The following is a 14,844-nucleotide window of genomic DNA, read 5'->3' as shown; positions in this document are numbered from 1 at the left end:
ATGCAGTCCCTGTGGGATGCAGGAGTGGAGCCGAGGATGCGCCGTACGATCTTCACCGAGGAGCACGACCTGTTCCGCGAGACCGCCCGCGCCTACTACCTGCGGGAATGCGTCCCGCACAGCGAGGAGTGGGAGCGCGACGGGCAGGTCGGCCGCGCCGCCTGGGCCGCCGCGGGCAAGGCCGGGCTCATCGGCTGGGAGTTCCCCGAGGAGTACGGCGGCCAGGGCATCCGGGACTTCCGCTACAACGCGATCATGGCGGAGGAGATGGCGGCCACGGGCGCGGTCGGCATCGGCCTCGGCCTGCAGAACGATGTCATTCCGCCCTATCTGATGAACCTCACCACCCCGCAGCAGAAGGCCCGTTGGCTGCCGGGCGTGATCAGCGGCGAGACGATCTGCGCGCTCGCCCTGTCCGAGCCGGCCGCCGGATCCGACCTCAAGGGCATCCGCACCACCGCCCGCCGGGACGGCGACGAGTGGGTGATCGACGGCTCCAAGACCTTCATCACCAACGGCATCCTCGCCGACCTGGTCATCGTCGCCTGCAAGACCGACCCGGACGCCGGGCACAAGGGCATCAGTCTGATCGTCGTCGAACGCGGCGCGGAGGGCTTCGAGCGCGGACGCAAGCTCGACAAGGTCGGCATGAAGGCCCAGGACACCGCCGAACTCTTCTTCCGTGAGGTCCGTGTCCCAGCCGACAACCTCATCGGGCAGGAGGGGCGCGGTTTCTACCACATGATGGGCAACCTCCCGACCGAGCGGCTCGCCATCGCCGTGGCCGCCCTCGCTTCCGCCGAGCGGGCCTTCGAATGCGCCCTGGCGTACGCCAAGGACCGCACCGCCTTCGGCCGGCCCATCGGCGGATTCCAGGCCAACCGGTTCGCCCTCGCTGACATCAAGGCCAAGCTGCAGGTCGCCCGGGTCCATCTGGACGGCTGCATCGTGGCCCTCTTCGAGGGGGAGCTGACGGCCGAGGAGGCCGCCGCGGCCAAGTACTGGACCACGGAGACCGGCTGGGAGGTCATCGACCGCTGTATGCAGCTCTTCGGCGGCTACGGCTATGTCAACGAGTACGAGATCGCCCGCATCTGGCGCGACAGCCGGGTGCAGCGGGTGTTCGGCGGCACCTCGGAGATCATGCAGGAGATCGTCGGGCGGTCGCTGGGGCTGTGAAGGGGGCTGTGAAGAGCGGTGAGTGTTCAGCATTGATTGGTTCGGCTAAATAGGTTATCTATTTAAGCTGTACGGATCCGAGAGTACCGGGCTCCAGGAGGCACCGTGGTCACGGTCGACGTCAAACTGCACCAGGATCGTGCCGAGCGTGACCTGCCGCGCCCCCGGCTCGTCGTCGGGGGCAAGGACCTCCACGACACGAGCGGCGGCAGCTACGAGCACATCAACCCCGCGACCGGACTCGTCCAGGCACATGTCCCGCTCGCGGGACCCGCCGAGGTCGACCAGGCCGTGGCCGCCGCCCGTCAGGCCTTCGAGGTGTGGGGAACCATGCGGCCCGCCGAGCGCCGCCGCCTGCTCACCCGCTTCGCCGGACTGCTGCGCGATCACATCCCCGACTTCGCGGCGATCTGCCCGCTGGAGAACGGCGTCTGCATCGGCGGCTGGGCCGAGAACGTCGGACTCCACGTCGCCGAGTGGACCGAGTACTACGCCGGCTGGGCGGACAAGATCGAGGGCATGGTCGGCGCGGCCTACAGCCCGCACGAGAACGTCGAGTACACGATCGCCGAGCCCTACGGCGTCATCGGCCACATCATCACCTGGAACTCACCCGCCCTGTCCCTGGCGATGAAGGTCCCGCCCTCGCTCGCGGCCGGCAACACCGTGGTCATCAAACCGGCCGAGTCCACGCCGTTCTCCGCCCTGCTCTTCGCCGACCTGGCCCGCGAGGCCGGTATCCCCGACGGTGTGATCAACGTGGTCACCGGACTCGGGGACGCGGGAGAGGCACTGGTGGCGCATCCCGGCGTAGACAAGATCTCCTTCACGGGTGGCCCGGCCACCGCACGCCGCATCATGGCGACCGCCGCCCAGAGCCTCAAGCCCGTCCTGTTCGAGCTGGGTGGCAAGTCCGCCAACCTCCTCTTCGCCGACACCGACCTCGACACGGTCGTGCCATACTGCGCGGCCTTCGCCATGAGCAACACCGGCCAGGGTTGCGCCCTGCCCACCCGGCTCCTGGTGGAGCGCCCGATCTACGAGGAGGTCGTCGCGCGGGTCACCGGGGTGATCGCCCACCTGCCCGTGGGTGACCCGCTCGACCCGACGACGTACATCGGACCCCTCATCAACGAAGCTGCCCGCAACCGTGTCCGGGACATGGTCGACAAGGCGGTCGAGGACGGATCCGGCCGGCTCGTGTACGGCGGCGAACGCATCGACTCCGACGGCTGGTTCGTGGCTCCGACCGTCTTCGCGGACGTCGACAACCGCAGCGACCTCGCCCAGCAGGAGGTCTTCGGCCCGGTCCTGGCCATCACCCCGTTCGACACCGAGGACCAGGCCGTCGCCCTCGCCAACGACAGCGAGTACGGCCTGTCCGCCTACGTCCAGTCCCGTGACATCGGCCGCGTCAACCGCCTGGTGCCGCGCCTGAAGGCCGGGACGGTCTATGTCAACCCCGGGCCGAATCCCATCACTTCGCCTGCCACACCGTTCGGCGGCGTCGGCATGAGCGGGTTCGGGCGGGAAGGCGGCAAGGCCGGTCTGGACGAGTTCATCCACGTCAAGGGTGTGGGTATCGGCCGCGTCTGACGGCCCCCACCTCTCCCAAGCCTCTGGAGCCAACAGCATGCATTCCGCCCGTCGCCTGACGTTCGGCGACATCATCCGTGAGCACCGAAGGTCCTTCCCTGAAGGCGTCGCCCTCGTAGACGGCGATGTCCGGCTGACCTGGCCCCAGTTGGACGAGCGCACCAACCGACTCGCAGGCGCCCTCACGGACGCGGGCGTCGGCACCGGCGACCGCATCCTGTGGCTGGGCCAGAACTCCTACCGGATCTGGGAGCTGCTCGGCGCCGCCGCGAAGATCGGCGCCATGGTCTGCCCCGGCTACTGGCGCTGGGCGGCCCCGGAGATGGCTTTCGCGGTCGAGGACTTCGACCCCAAGGTCGTCGTCTGGCAGGACGAGGAGATCGGTGACACGGTCGCCAAGGCGCGGGCCGAACTCTGCAGCGACCACCGGGCGTTGTGGCTGCGGCACGACTCCGAGGGCGCCGACTCCTACGAGTCCTTCCTGGCCTCCGGGTCACCGGAGAACCCCGTCGTCGAGGTCGACCCCGACTCCGCACTGCTGGTCATCTACACCGCGGCGATCTCCGGGCGGCAGTCCGGCTCGATGCTGTCGCACCGCAACCTGCTCTCCATGGGGGCGAGCGCCGCCTGGATGGGGGACATCGGCACCGAGACCGCCTTCCTCGGCGCCGGACCGATGTTCCACATCGGCAACTACCAGTTCTGGGGGGTTCCGGCCTTCGTCCACGGCGGCAAGAACGTCATCGTCCGCCGCGTGGTCGCCGAGGAGCTGCTCCCGCTCCTCGCGGCCGAGCGGTGCACCCACGCCTATCTGATGCCGCCGACCATCGCCCAGCTCGTCGAGCTGAACCGCGAGGCCGGCCACGACCTCTCGCACCTGCGGGCGAGCGTCGCCGCACCCCTGTGGCAGGGCACCGTGCCCACCGACACCAGCCGCTTCACCCGCAACGGCGGCGGCGAGGGCCGCGGCTACGGCCAGACCGAGGTGACCGGCTTCGCCGTGACCGGCGCCCACGGCGGCTCGGGCACCGGCAACGCGGGACGCCCCGGCCCCTTCACCGCCGTACGTATCCTGGACAGCGCCGGCGAGGAGTGCGCGACCGGGGTGGCCGGCGAGATCTGCGTCCGCGGCGACCTCGTGCACCTCGGCTACTGGAACCGGCCGGAGATCAACGAGGAACGCTTCCGCTTCGGCTGGTGGCACACCACCGACCTCGGACGGCGCGAGAGCGACGGCACGATCAGCTTCCTCGGGACGACGACCCGCATGCTCAAGTCGGCGGCCGAGAACATCTTCCCCGCCGAGGTCGAGAACTGCATCGAGGCGCACCCCGCGATCAAGGAGGCCGCCGTGATCGGCGTGCCCAACGAGCGCTGGGCTCAGGACGTCAAGGCGGTCGTCGTGCTGCGTCCCGACGCCGAGCCGGTCACCGCGGCGGACGTCATCGAGCACTGCCGGGCACGGATCGCCTCGTACAAGAAGCCGAAGACGGTGGACTTCGTCGAGGCACTGCCGCGCACCAAGGACTTCGCGAAGGACTACGAGGCGCTCGACGAGCGCTTCGGCGGGGGCGGCTACCCCGGCGGCGACACGCTCGGCGCGGGCCGGTGACACGGTGACGGACAGCCGACAGCCCGTCGTCGCGGGCGTGTACGCCACCGAGCAGGCCCTGTCGCTGCCGCACCGCGACGCCATGGACCTGGCCCTCGAAGCCGTGCGCGGAGCGATCGACGACGCCGGCCTGACCCCGGCGGACATCGACGGCGCCCAGGTCGACTGGCCCGGCCCGGGCGGCGTACCCGGCGAGGGCAGTTCCTGGGCCCGGATGCTGGGCCGGGACCTGCGCTGGACCAGTGACTCGATGCTCGACAACGCGGGCTCGCGGGGCGTGCTGAAGGCGGCGGCAGCCGTCCGGGCCGGGTTCGCGGACGCCGTGGTGGTCGGCGGCTGCAAACTGGTCGCGCGCGGGGCGGGCCCGGTCGGGGCCGGGACGCCGCTGGAGTTCGCCGACGTGTGGGGCAGCTATGTCGTCGCCCAGTTCGCGCTGGTGGCCGCACGGCACATGCACGAGTACGGGACGACCTCCCGCCAGCTCGCGGAGGTCGCCGCCACCATCCGCAACAACGGCACCACCAACCCGGAGGCGATGATGTTCGGGCGCGGCCCGTACACCGCCGAGGATGTGCTCGCCTCCCGCATGGTGGCCACGCCGTTTCATCTGCTGGACTGCTGCATCGTCGGTGAGGGCGGCGCCGCCCTCGTGGTGACCACCGCCGAACGCGCCCGCGACCTGCGGCAGCCGCCGGTCGCCGTACTCGGCGGCGGCATGGAGTACCACCAGGCCGCCTATGCCAACCCGGCGTTGCACCGGGAGGTCGGCGGGCTCGGCCGGGACGCCGCGACCCGCGCCTACGCGATGGCCGGCGTCGGCCCGCACGACGTGGACGTCTTCTCGCTCTACGACCCCAACTCCTTCGAGATCATCCGGCAGTTGGAGATCCTCGGACTGTGCGGGGAGGGAGAGGGCGGCCCGCTGGCCGCGAGCGGGGCCATCGCCGTCGGCGGCAAGCATCCCGTCAACCCGGACGGCGGCTGTCTGGCGTACGCCTGGAACGGGACCCAGCAGATGACCCTCAAAGTCGTCGAAGCCGTACGGCAGTTGCGCGGCACGGCGGTGCACCAGGTCGAGGGCGCGGAACTCGCCGTCGTAGGGAACGCCGGTTCGGGAGCCCAGCACTACGAGATGAGCGTCCTCGGGAGGATGCGATGAGCAGGCCCGTACCCGTGCCCACCGAGCTGTCCCGGCCGTTCTGGGACGCGGCCCGGCGCGGTGAGCTGGTCGTTCCGCGGTGCCCGAACTGCGGACTGCGTTTCTTCGTGCCCGAGCCCGCCTGTCCCGGCTGTATGTCGCGGGACTGGCGGTACGCGCCCAGCGCCGGCCGGGGGAGCGTCTACTCGGTGACCGTCGTGCACCGCGCGCCCGGCCCCGGCTTCGACACCCCGTTCGCGCTGGCCGTGATCGACCTGGACGACGGCGGTACCTTGCTGTCCCACGTGGATGCCGGGGACCCCGACCACGTCGTCATCGGACTGCGCGTACGCGTGGACTTCCGCGCCCTCACCGACGAGATCGCGCTGCCGTATTTCGTACCGGAGAACCCGGAGAACACTCACTGAGGGCGGAGGTGGACGCGGTGGCGAACACGCCGGTACGGGTCCCCAAGATGGCCGAGCTGGTGGCGGCACGGTTGCGCCGGATGATCGTGCGCGGCGAACTGGCCGAGGGCGACGCGCTGCCCTCCGAGACGGCGCTCATGGAGGAGTTCGCCGTCTCCCGGCCGACGCTGCGCGAGGCGTTCCGGGTACTGGAGTCGGAGTCGCTGATCAACGTGCGCCGGGGCGCCCGGGGCGGGGCCCGGGTGCAGATCCCGGAGGGCACGGTCGCCGCCCGGTACGCGGGCGTGGTGCTGGAGTACCGGGGGACGACACTCAAGGACGTGTACGACGCCCGTACGGTGATCGAGGCGCCGTGCGCCGGGCTGCTGGCCGAGCACCGCACGGACGAGGACCTGGAGCGGCTGCGGGCCGCCGTCGCCGAGGCCGAGGCGCTCATGGACGACCCGTCGGCCTTCATCCGCGCCCATATGGAGTTCCACGCCCTCGTCGTCGAACTGGCGGGCAACGAGACGCTCGCCGTCCTCAACGGCATGGTCCGGCACATCATCGACCAGGCGAACTGGTCCCACGTCGACCTCGACGCCGGCAGCCCCGAGAACATCCGGGCCAACCGCCGGGGCTTCCGCGCCCACGGCGCGCTCGTCGACCTGGTCGCCGCGCGCCGGGGCGAGGCCGCCGAGGAACTGTGGCGCGTCCACCTCCAGGAGGCGGAGGACTACCTGCTGCGGAGCAGGTCCATGACGACGGTCCTGGACCTGCTCGGCTGACTTGCCTGACTCATCCGGTCGTTCGTTCAGTTGTCGCGCAGGTCCCGCACGATCGGCTCCCACACCTCGGCGTCGATCTCGTACGCCGTGTAGAAGGAGACACGGTCGACCAGTGCCCCGTACCGGCGCCGGATCTCGTCCGCCACCCGCTCCGGCTCCGCCACCACCGCGAAGGTGTGCAGCACCTCGTCGTCGACGAGCCCGCCCATCGCCTCCCACTTGTCCTCGCGGGCCGACTTGGAGAGGGCGTTGAGCTCGTCGCCGAGTTCGCCCCAGCCGTGCAGTTCGAGGACCCCGCGATAGGCGGGCGTGCTGCCGTAGAAGGCGATCTGACGGCGGGTGCCGTCCACCGCGCGGGCCAGCTCCTCCTCGGTGCGGCCGGTCGCGGTCAGCAGGAGATGGGAGACGGCGAAGTCGTCGCGGGTGCGGCCGGTGGCGGCGAGGCCGGCCTCCACGGTCGGCAGTGTGACCTCCCGCAGATAGCGCTCGGTGGTGAACCCGTGGGCGAGGAGCCCGTCCGCGACCTCGCCCGCCACCCGGGTCATCGCCTCCCCGACAGCGGCCACGAACACCTTGGGCGGGCCGCCGGGCGCGGGCGGGGGGGAGAAGAAGGGAGCCATGAGCGTGTGCGTGTAGAAGTCGCCGCGGAAGTCGAGCTTCACGCCCTCGTTCCAGGCGGCCCAGACGGCGTGCAGCGCGCTCACGTACTCCCGCATACGGGCCGCGGGCCGGCTCCACGGCATCGAGAAGCGCCGCTCGATGTGCGGTTTGATCTGGCTGCCGAGGCCGAGTGAGAAACGCCCGCCGGAGTACGTCTGCAAGTCGTGTGCGGTGTAGGCGAGTTGCATGGGGGAGCGGGCGAAGGCGACCGCGATGGCGGTGCCGACTTCGAGGCGCTCGGTGTGCTCGGCCGCGAGCAGCAGCGGCAGGAAGGGGTCGTGTTTGGACTCGGAGGCCCACAGGCCGTCGTAACCGGCCTTCTCGTGGTGCCGTGCCTCCTCGACCACCTCGCCGGTGCTCCACACGTTGAGTTTGCCGTCGACCTTCATACCGCTCCTTTGACCGCTTCCATACCGATGTGCTGGGCGAGCAGTTCCCGGTGGTACGCCGGGTCGCCGAACAGCAGCTGTGACGTCTTGGCCCGCTTGAGATAGAGATGGGCCGGGTGCTCCCAGGTGAAGCCGATACCGCCGTGGACCTGGATGTTCTCCGTCGTCGCCCGCAGACAGGCGTCGGAGCAGAAGGCCTTGGCCAGGCTCGCCACGGCGGGCAGGTCCGGGGCGTCGTTCTCGGCGGCGAGCAGCGCGTAGTGCGCGGCGGCCCGCGCCGACTCCACCTCCAGGAGTACGTCGGCCAGCAGGTGCTTGACGGCCTGGAAGGAGCCGATCGGCCGTCCGAACTGGTGGCGCACCTTGGCGTAGTCCACGGCCATGTCGAGCGTGCGGGAGGCCACCCCGACCTGCTCGGCGGCCAGCGCCACCGCAGCCCGGTCCAGAACCTCCGCGACCAGAGTCCAGCCGTCGCCGTGGGTCCGCAGCCGGATGGCCGGCACGCCGGCGTAGTCGAGGCGCGCCTGACGGCGGGTCGGGTCCATCGTGGGCAGCGGTTCACGGGTCAGTCCGGGCGCGTCGCCGTCCACCAGGAAGACGCCGATTCCGTCACCGGTCCCGTCACCGGTCCCGTCACCGGTCCCGTCGTCGGTTCGGGCCACGGTGAGGACGACGTCGGCGGTGGCGCCGTCCAGGACGAACGTCTTGTGCCCGGTGAGCAGCCAACTCCCGTTGGATTCACGGGCGGTGAGCCGCACTCCCGACGCGTCCCAGCGGGCGGAGTCCTCGGTCAGGGCCAGTGTCGCCACGAGCTCGCCGGAGGCCAGCCCCGGCAGCAGGCGCTTACGGGCCTCCTCGTCGGCGCACCGCAGCAGCGTGGTCGTCGCGAGCACGGCCGAGGACAGGAAGGGCGCGCACAGCAGCGCGCGTCCCATCTCCTCCATGACGACGCCCACCTCGACCGGCCCGCAGCCGGCTCCGCCGTACTCCTCGGGCACGGCCAGCCCCTGCAGCCCCAGCTCCGATCCCATCCGGCGCCACAGCGCCCGGTCGAAGCCCTCCGGGGTCTCCATCAGGCGCCGCACCTCGGTCTCGGGCGAGGTGTCCGCGAGGAACGCCCGCACCGTGCGCCCGAGTTCCTCCTGCTCCTCGCTGAACGCGAAGTCCATCCGAGTACTCCTTTCCGGCTCGGCTCTCCGGCCGAACTCTTCGGCTCAGGGCGGTGGTTCAGCGTCGGGCGCGCGACGCGACGATCCGCTCGACCGCCGCGATGTGCTCCGGCGAGTGCATCGTGTCCCGCTCGGCGAGCAGGGCCGGCTCCATCACGGTGTCGAGGGCCTGTTCCAGGTGCCGGTTGACCGCGCGCTTGGTCTCGCGCAGTGCCTGCGCGGGCAGGGCGGCCAGGCGTACGGCCAGATCCATGGCCTCGTCCAGGAGCTTGTCCCTGGGCACGGCCCGGTTGGCGATGCCCAGCCGGACCGCGTCCTCGGCGCTCACCCGGTCGCCCAGGAACAGCAGTTCCTTCGCCCGGGTCAGCCCCACGAGCAGCGGCAGGACGTACGCACCGCCGTCGCCGGCGACGAGACCGACCTGGACGTGCGGGTCGGCGAGGTAGGTGTCGTCGGCGATCAGTACGAGGTCGCTCAGCAGGGCCAGGCTGCAACCGAGGCCGACGGCGGGGCCGTTGACCGCCGCGATCACGGGAAGCGGGCAGCGGACCAGTCCGGTGATGATCCGCCGGGCCTCGTCGACGTTCTGCTCCCGGAAGGCGCTCTCGCGCTGGACCCGGTTCATGATCTCGAAGTTGCCGCCGGCGCTGAACGCCCGGCCGCGCCCGGTGAGCACGATCGCCCGTGCCTCCGGGTCCGCGGCGATCTCGCCCCACACCGACGTGAGTCCGGTGTGCAGCTCCTCGCTCATCGCGTTCAGCTGCTCCGGCCGGTTCAACTCGACCAGCCGGACCGGCCCGACGGCCGTCACCACCAGATCCGTCATCTCCACCGCCATCGTCCAGGGATCAGTTATGAGAGTTGAATGCTATAACTAATTAAGCTTTCTGGGAACTGGCCCGTGGAGTGACGGAGGACGCGCGTGGCGGAGCAGGAGTACGAGACCGTGCGGGCCGAGGTGGCGGACCGGATCCTCACCGTCACCCTCGACCGGCCCGAGAAACTCAACGCCTTCAACCCCCGGATGATGCAGGACCTCCTCGACGTCCTGGACGCGGCCGACGAGGACGACGGGATACGGGTGATCGTGGTGACCGGCGCCGGACGCGGTTTCTGCGCGGGCGCCGACGTCAGCTCGGGCGGCTCGTCCTTCGACCACCGCAAGGCGGGCGCCCGGCACCGGGACACCGGCGGCCGGGTCGCGCTGCGGATCTTCTCCAGCACCAAGCCGGTCATCGCGGCGGTCAACGGCCCGGCGGCGGGCGTCGGGGCCAGCATGACCCTGCCCATGGACATCAGGCTGGCGTCGACCTCGGCGAAGTTCGGCTTCGTCTTCGCGCGCCGCGGCATCGTGCCGGAGTCGGCGGCGAGCTGGTTCCTGCCTCGCGCGGTCGGTGTGCAGCGGGCCATGGAGTGGGTCGCGACGGGCCGCGTCTTCGGCCCCGACGAGGCCCTGGCCGCCGGGCTCGTCCGCTCCGTCCACCCCCCGGAGGAGCTCCTGCCGGCGGCGTACGAACTGGCCCGGGAGATCGCCGACAACACCTCGGCGGTCTCTGTGGCCCTCGCACGCCAGATGATGTGGCGGATGCTCGGCGAGCCGCACCCCATGGCGGCGCACCGGCTCGACTCGCGGATCATGAGCGAGATCGGCGGCGGCCCCGACCCCGTGGAGGGAGTCGAGTCCTTCCTCGCCAAACGGCCCCCCGAGTTTCCGGGCCGGGTCAGCGCGGACATGCCGCCCGTCTACCCCTGGTGGCGGGACGAGGAGTTCCGTCCCCTGGGGGAGTAGCCGGGGCCGATGTTCCGCCGGCCGAGGAGATCTGGCCGAAACATTGTCGTAGTTTGCTCGAAGTGTTAGCGTCCCGACGGCGGGCATTCAGTTGAATGCGCTGAACCATTCACCGCCTGGACGGTAAACCATGAGCGATGGTTTCCTGCACGAATCCCTTCGCGGCGTCGACTGGGGGGTCGCCACCGCGGACACTCTCGCGGCCCCGCCGCCGCCCCTGCCGGAACGCGGCGGGCACTTCCGGCAGTGGACCGACGACATCGGGCAGCTGCTCGGCGTCACGCCGGACACGCACCGGATGGTCGCCGGCTGGCCGCAGCTCCAGCCCGACGGCCCCGGCAACTGGGACCTGGCGGCACTGGACCGCTGCGACCGCGCGCTCGACGCCCTGCTCGCACAGGGGACGCGCCCCGCGCTCACCCTGTTCGACCGTACGCTGCCGCCCTGGCTGGACGCGGCCGGCGGCTGGCTCGCCCGTGACACCGCCGAGCACTTCGCCGTGTACGCGGCCGAACTGGGCCGCCGGTTCGGCGACCGGGTGGAGCGCTGGATCACCTCGACCGACCTGGCCGGCCCCACCCTCGCGGACCATGTGGCCGGAATGTACTCGCCGGGCCGGGGCGCGGGCCGCGCCGGGCTGCCCGCCGTACACCACATCCTGCTCGCCAACGGGCTCGCCACCCAGGCACTCCGGGCCGTCGGCGTCCGAGGCCGGATCGGGACGACGATCACGCTGGTCGGCGGCTACGCGGCCACGGACGACCCCTACGACCGGCTCGCCCTGGAGCGACTGGAGAGCTGGACCAACCGCATCTTCCTCGACCCCCTGCTGCTCGGCGAGCACATGGTGACCGAGGAGGACGTCAGTCCGGTGGCCGCCACCGGCTGCGTGCACCCCGGTGACCTGGAGGTCATCGCCACCGCCCAGGACCTGCTGGGTCTGTCCTGGCACACCCCGTTCCGGGTCACCGCGCCGGAGAACCTGCCCCGCGTGCTGCCTGCCGCGAAGTGCGGCGGCGCCCTCAACGAGGTCAACCGTCTGTTCGTGGGCCTCGGCTTCGCGATCGTCCCCTTCGACGACGTCGAGACGACCGCCTACGGCTGGCCGATCATCCCCGAAGGGCTCGCCGACGCCGTCGCCGGCCTGTACGAGCTGTACGGCGAACTGCTGCCCCCGCTGGCCGTCGTCGACAACGGCATGGGGGACCTGGACCTGGTCGACGACACGGGCCACAGCGACGACGCCCGGCGGCGCGGGCTGCTGCGCGCCAGGCTCTCCTGGCTGGCCCGGCTCGTCGACGCCGGAGTGGAGGTCTGCGGCTACGAGTACTGGTCGGTCCTCGACAACCTGGAGGCCAAGTTCCGCTACACCCGCCTCTACGCGATGGCTGTCCCGGACCACGAGGTCGCGCCGGGGCCCGCGATGCCGGCCGACTGGCTGCACCGCGGAGCCTTCGCCGGGGCGCCCGCCGCCGGTCCGGAGTGCCGACTGAGCCTCGTACCCCGGGCTCCGGGTCAGGGCGTCGTCGGCGCCTCGTAGTCCCGGCCGCGGATCAGCCGTACCGGGCAGTAGACGAGGACGTCCTCGTCCCGCTGGTTGCGTACGGTGATCCGGCTGGTCACCACGCCCCGGCCGGGCTTGCTGGAGGGGCGGCAGCCCGTCGTCTCCACGATCGCGTGCAGGGTGTCACCGACGTACACCGGCCCCCGCACGGTCAGCTCCATGTGCAGAAAGGCGAGACCCGTGCCGTGCAGGACGTTCGTCTGGAGGACGAGTCCCTCGGCGAGGCAGTACGTCAGGCCGCCCGGGACCAGCCGGCCGGTGTATCCGCCCTCCGCCGCGTGCGTGGCGTCCCAGAAGAGCGGCTCGGTGAAGCCGCCCCAGGTGACGAAGTTGACCAGGTCGGTCTCGGTGACCGTGCGGCGGGCGGTCCGGAAGACCTGCCCGACCGGCATCTCCTCGTACGTCAACCCCTTGACCAGGGGCGGGACCTCGGTGGTGAGCTGCGGCGTCATGATCGATCGGTTCCTCTCGTGGGTGGTCAGAGATCGAGCGGGTGCTTTTCGCCCACGCCCTCGAAGTCGGGGGTGCGCTTGTCGCGGTGGGCGGCCAGCCCCTCGACGACCTCGTGTCCGCCGAAGCCGAAGAACTCCAGCCCGAGGGAGGCCTCGAAGATCGGCTGCGCGGTGCGGTACCAGTGGTTGAGGGACCGCTTGGTCCAGCTGATGGCACTGGTGGGACCGGCCGCCAGGACGGTCGCCACGCGCAGCGCCTCCGTGTGCACGTCCGCGTCGTCCACGCACTTGGACACCAGGCCGATCCGCTCGGCCTCCTCGCCGGTGAGCGCTTCGCAGGTCAGCAGGTAGTACTTGGCCTTCGCCATGCCGCACAGCAGCGGCCAGCAGATGGCCGCGTGGTCACCGGCCGCGACACCCAGACGCGTGTGCCCGTCGACGATCTTCGCCGTACGGGCGGCGACGGAGATGTCCGCGAGCATCCCGATGACCAGCCCCGCGCCGACCGCCGGACCATGGATCGCCGAGACCACCGGCTTGGAGCAGTTGATCACCCCGTAGACCATGTCCCGCGCCTCCCGCATCACCCGGGCACGCACCGCGTAGTCGCCGGTCATGGCGTCAATGGAGTCGAAGGTCCCGCCCGCCGAGAAGGCCCGGCCCGCCCCCTGGAAGAGCACCACCCGGGTCTGCTCGTCCCGGTCGATCACCGGCCAGATCTCGGCCAGTTCCCCGTGCATGCGCGGATCGACCGCGTTGAGGTTCGGGGCGTCGAGCACGACACGCAGCACCCCGGGCGAGGGCCGCTCGAAGGTCAGGCTCGTGAACGGGGCGTAGAGATCGGTCACGTCGCGCTCCTGGTGTAATCAGTGCGGATACTATAATTATCTAACTGTATCGAGCGGAGTGCGGCAAGCGATCGGCAGACGCGTCGCACCGAGAACGGGAAGGGCGGCATGGACCTCACCTTCACCCAGGAACAGGACGAACTGCGCAAAGTCGTACGGTCGTTCCTGGCCAAGTACTCCGACGAGGCGGCCGTACGCCGCCTGGCCGCCGACCCGGAGGGCCACGACGACCACGTCTGGCGCCGGATGGCCGGTGAACTCGGCCTGCAGGGACTCGCCGTGCCGGAGCAGTACGGCGGCTCCGGTTTCGGCTACGTCGACCTCGGCATCGTCTTCGAGGAGGCGGGCCGCGCGCTGCTGTGCGGGCCGTACTTCGCCACCGTCGCCCTGGCCGCCGAGGCCCTGCTGCGCTGCGACGACGAGCGGGCCCGGCAGGACCTCCTGCCGGGTATCGCGTCCGGCGAGGCGGTGGCCACGCTGGCGCTCACCGAGGACAGCGGCCGCTGGGACGAGCCCGGCATCCGTCTCACCGCCCACGACACCGCCCACGGGTGGCGCCTGGCCGGCGTGAAGACCTACGTCCCCGACGGCCACCTCGCCGACCTGCTCCTCGTCGTCGCCCGTACACCCGTCGGCGTCAGCCTCTTCGCGGTCGACGCCGCCGACGCGCCGGGCCTCACCCGCACCCCCCTCCCCACCCTGGACCAGACCCGCAAACAGGCCCGGCTGGAGTTCACGGACACCCCCGCACGGCTGCTCGGCGCCGAGGGGACGGCGTGGCCCGCACTGGAACGCACCCTCGCCACCGCCTGCGTCCTGCTCGCCGCCGAACAGGTCGGGGGAGCGACGGCGGCCCTGGACGCCGCCGTGGACTACGCCGGGATGCGGGTGCAGTACGGGCGGCCCATCGGCTCGTTCCAGGGCATCAAGCACAAGTGCGCCGACATGTTGACGGACATCGAGTCGGCCCGCTCGGCCGCGTACGGCGGACTGTGGGCGCTGGACGCCGGCGACGACACGGAGATCGCCGTCGCCGCCGCCCTGGCACAGGCCTTCTGCTCGGAAGCGTTCACCAGGGTCGCGGGCGACAACATCCAGGTCCACGGCGGCATCGGCTTCACCTGGGAGCACCCCGCGCACCTGTACTTCAAGCGGGCCAAGAGCTCCGAGGTGCTGCTCGGTTCCCCGTCCTACCACCGGGAGCTGCTCGCCACCCGGCTCGGCATCTGACGACAGGGTCTGACACCGCGCTC

The 14,844-nt window shown here is 71.0% G+C and carries 14 protein-coding genes; 9 read left to right on the top strand and 5 right to left on the bottom strand.

All coding sequences use genetic code 11. From position 1 onward, the window contains the following. Positions 1-36 precede the first annotated feature (36 nt). The 6 genes from OG241_RS01355 to OG241_RS01330 all read left to right on the top strand — a co-directional run bounded on the left by OG241_RS01355 (position 37) and on the right by OG241_RS01330 (position 6,720). Positions 37-1,179, top strand: coding sequence for an acyl-CoA dehydrogenase family protein (locus OG241_RS01355; protein ID WP_405813017.1), 1,143 nt, complete (start codon positions 37-39; stop codon positions 1,177-1,179). A 105-nt stretch (positions 1,180-1,284) separates the two neighbouring features. Continuing rightward, positions 1,285-2,775: an aldehyde dehydrogenase family protein gene (locus OG241_RS01350; protein ID WP_405813015.1), complete on the top strand. Its 1,491-nt coding sequence runs from the start codon at positions 1,285-1,287 to the stop codon at positions 2,773-2,775. 37 nt (positions 2,776-2,812) lie between these two features. After that, positions 2,813-4,387, top strand: coding sequence for an AMP-binding protein (locus tag OG241_RS01345; RefSeq protein WP_405813013.1), 1,575 nt, complete (start codon positions 2,813-2,815; stop codon positions 4,385-4,387). A 4-nt stretch (positions 4,388-4,391) separates the two neighbouring features. Continuing rightward, the gene (locus OG241_RS01340) at positions 4,392-5,546 is read left to right on the top strand and encodes a thiolase family protein (RefSeq protein ID WP_405813011.1); all 1,155 of its coding nucleotides are present in this window, start codon (positions 4,392-4,394) and stop codon (positions 5,544-5,546) included. Next, positions 5,543-5,953: a Zn-ribbon domain-containing OB-fold protein gene (locus OG241_RS01335; RefSeq protein ID WP_405813009.1), complete on the top strand. Its 411-nt coding sequence runs from the start codon at positions 5,543-5,545 to the stop codon at positions 5,951-5,953. Before OG241_RS01340 ends, OG241_RS01335 begins: the two co-directional genes overlap by 4 nt. A 17-nt stretch (positions 5,954-5,970) precedes the next feature. Then, the gene (locus OG241_RS01330) at positions 5,971-6,720 is read left to right on the top strand and encodes a FadR/GntR family transcriptional regulator (RefSeq protein WP_405813007.1); all 750 of its coding nucleotides are present in this window, start codon (positions 5,971-5,973) and stop codon (positions 6,718-6,720) included. A 26-nt stretch (positions 6,721-6,746) separates the two neighbouring features. Here the strand turns inward: OG241_RS01330 and OG241_RS01325 are convergent, their stop codons facing one another. From OG241_RS01325 to OG241_RS01315, 3 genes are read right to left on the bottom strand one after another with little or no spacing between them, the layout of a single operon-like run. Beyond that, positions 6,747-7,769 carry an LLM class F420-dependent oxidoreductase gene (locus OG241_RS01325; RefSeq protein ID WP_405813005.1) on the bottom strand — a complete coding sequence of 341 codons (1,023 nt, stop codon included), beginning with the start codon at positions 7,767-7,769 and terminating at the stop codon, positions 6,747-6,749. After that, positions 7,766-8,938 (bottom strand): acyl-CoA dehydrogenase family protein, encoded by a 1,173-nt coding sequence (locus OG241_RS01320; RefSeq protein WP_405813003.1) that lies wholly within the window; start codon positions 8,936-8,938, stop codon positions 7,766-7,768. Before OG241_RS01320 ends, OG241_RS01325 begins: the two co-directional genes overlap by 4 nt. Positions 8,939-8,996: 58 nt before the next feature. Continuing rightward, positions 8,997-9,776, bottom strand: a complete 780-nt coding sequence (locus tag OG241_RS01315) for an enoyl-CoA hydratase/isomerase family protein (protein WP_405813001.1) — start codon at positions 9,774-9,776, stop codon at positions 8,997-8,999. An 84-nt stretch (positions 9,777-9,860) separates the two neighbouring features. On the opposite strand from OG241_RS01315, the gene OG241_RS01310 reads away from it, so the two are divergent. Both OG241_RS01310 and OG241_RS01305 read left to right on the top strand, forming a co-directional pair. Continuing rightward, complete coding sequence (locus tag OG241_RS01310; RefSeq protein ID WP_405812999.1) at positions 9,861-10,727, top strand: crotonase/enoyl-CoA hydratase family protein; 867 nt, start codon at positions 9,861-9,863, stop codon at positions 10,725-10,727. A gap of 130 nt (positions 10,728-10,857) precedes the next feature. Next, positions 10,858-12,267 (top strand): family 1 glycosylhydrolase, encoded by a 1,410-nt coding sequence (locus OG241_RS01305; protein WP_405812997.1) that lies wholly within the window; start codon positions 10,858-10,860, stop codon positions 12,265-12,267. On the opposite strand, the gene OG241_RS01300 is transcribed toward OG241_RS01305, so the two are convergent. Beyond that, positions 12,243-12,743, bottom strand: coding sequence for a MaoC family dehydratase (locus tag OG241_RS01300; RefSeq protein ID WP_405812995.1), 501 nt, complete (start codon positions 12,741-12,743; stop codon positions 12,243-12,245). The two genes, OG241_RS01305 and OG241_RS01300, sit on opposite strands and share 25 nt — an antisense overlap. Before the next feature lie 26 nt (positions 12,744-12,769). Beyond that, on the bottom strand, positions 12,770-13,591 hold the full coding sequence (locus tag OG241_RS01295) for an enoyl-CoA hydratase/isomerase family protein (RefSeq protein WP_405812993.1): 822 nt from the start codon (positions 13,589-13,591) through the stop codon (positions 12,770-12,772). Between the two features lie 108 nt (positions 13,592-13,699). On the opposite strand from OG241_RS01295, the gene OG241_RS01290 reads away from it, so the two are divergent. Beyond that, the gene (locus OG241_RS01290; RefSeq protein ID WP_405812991.1) at positions 13,700-14,821 is read left to right on the top strand and encodes an acyl-CoA dehydrogenase family protein; all 1,122 of its coding nucleotides are present in this window, start codon (positions 13,700-13,702) and stop codon (positions 14,819-14,821) included. The last annotated feature ends 23 nt before the right edge of the window (positions 14,822-14,844 follow it).

It is taken from the genome of Streptomyces sp. NBC_01390, assembly GCF_045040105.1.
Lineage (GTDB): Bacteria > Actinomycetota > Actinomycetes > Streptomycetales > Streptomycetaceae > Streptomyces.
This window is presented reverse-complemented; position numbering and strand designations above follow the sequence as displayed.

Excerpts from the sequence above, each read along its gene's own strand:
- OG241_RS01355 (WP_405813017.1), top strand. The coding sequence starts at position 37 with ATGCGCCGTACGATCTTCACCGAGGAGCACGACCTGTTCCGCGAGACC.
- OG241_RS01345 (WP_405813013.1), top strand. The coding sequence starts at position 2,813 with ATGCATTCCGCCCGTCGCCTGACGTTCGGCGACATCATCCGTGAGCAC.
- OG241_RS01335 (WP_405813009.1), top strand. The coding sequence starts at position 5,543 with ATGAGCAGGCCCGTACCCGTGCCCACCGAGCTGTCCCGGCCGTTCTGG.
- OG241_RS01325 (WP_405813005.1), bottom strand. The coding sequence starts at position 7,769 with ATGAAGGTCGACGGCAAACTCAACGTGTGGAGCACCGGCGAGGTGGTC.
- OG241_RS01320 (WP_405813003.1), bottom strand. The coding sequence starts at position 8,938 with ATGGACTTCGCGTTCAGCGAGGAGCAGGAGGAACTCGGGCGCACGGTG.
- OG241_RS01315 (WP_405813001.1), bottom strand. The coding sequence starts at position 9,776 with ATGGCGGTGGAGATGACGGATCTGGTGGTGACGGCCGTCGGGCCGGTC.
- OG241_RS01305 (WP_405812997.1), top strand. The coding sequence starts at position 10,858 with ATGAGCGATGGTTTCCTGCACGAATCCCTTCGCGGCGTCGACTGGGGG.
- OG241_RS01300 (WP_405812995.1), bottom strand. The coding sequence starts at position 12,743 with ATGACGCCGCAGCTCACCACCGAGGTCCCGCCCCTGGTCAAGGGGTTG.
- OG241_RS01290 (WP_405812991.1), top strand. The coding sequence starts at position 13,700 with ATGGACCTCACCTTCACCCAGGAACAGGACGAACTGCGCAAAGTCGTA.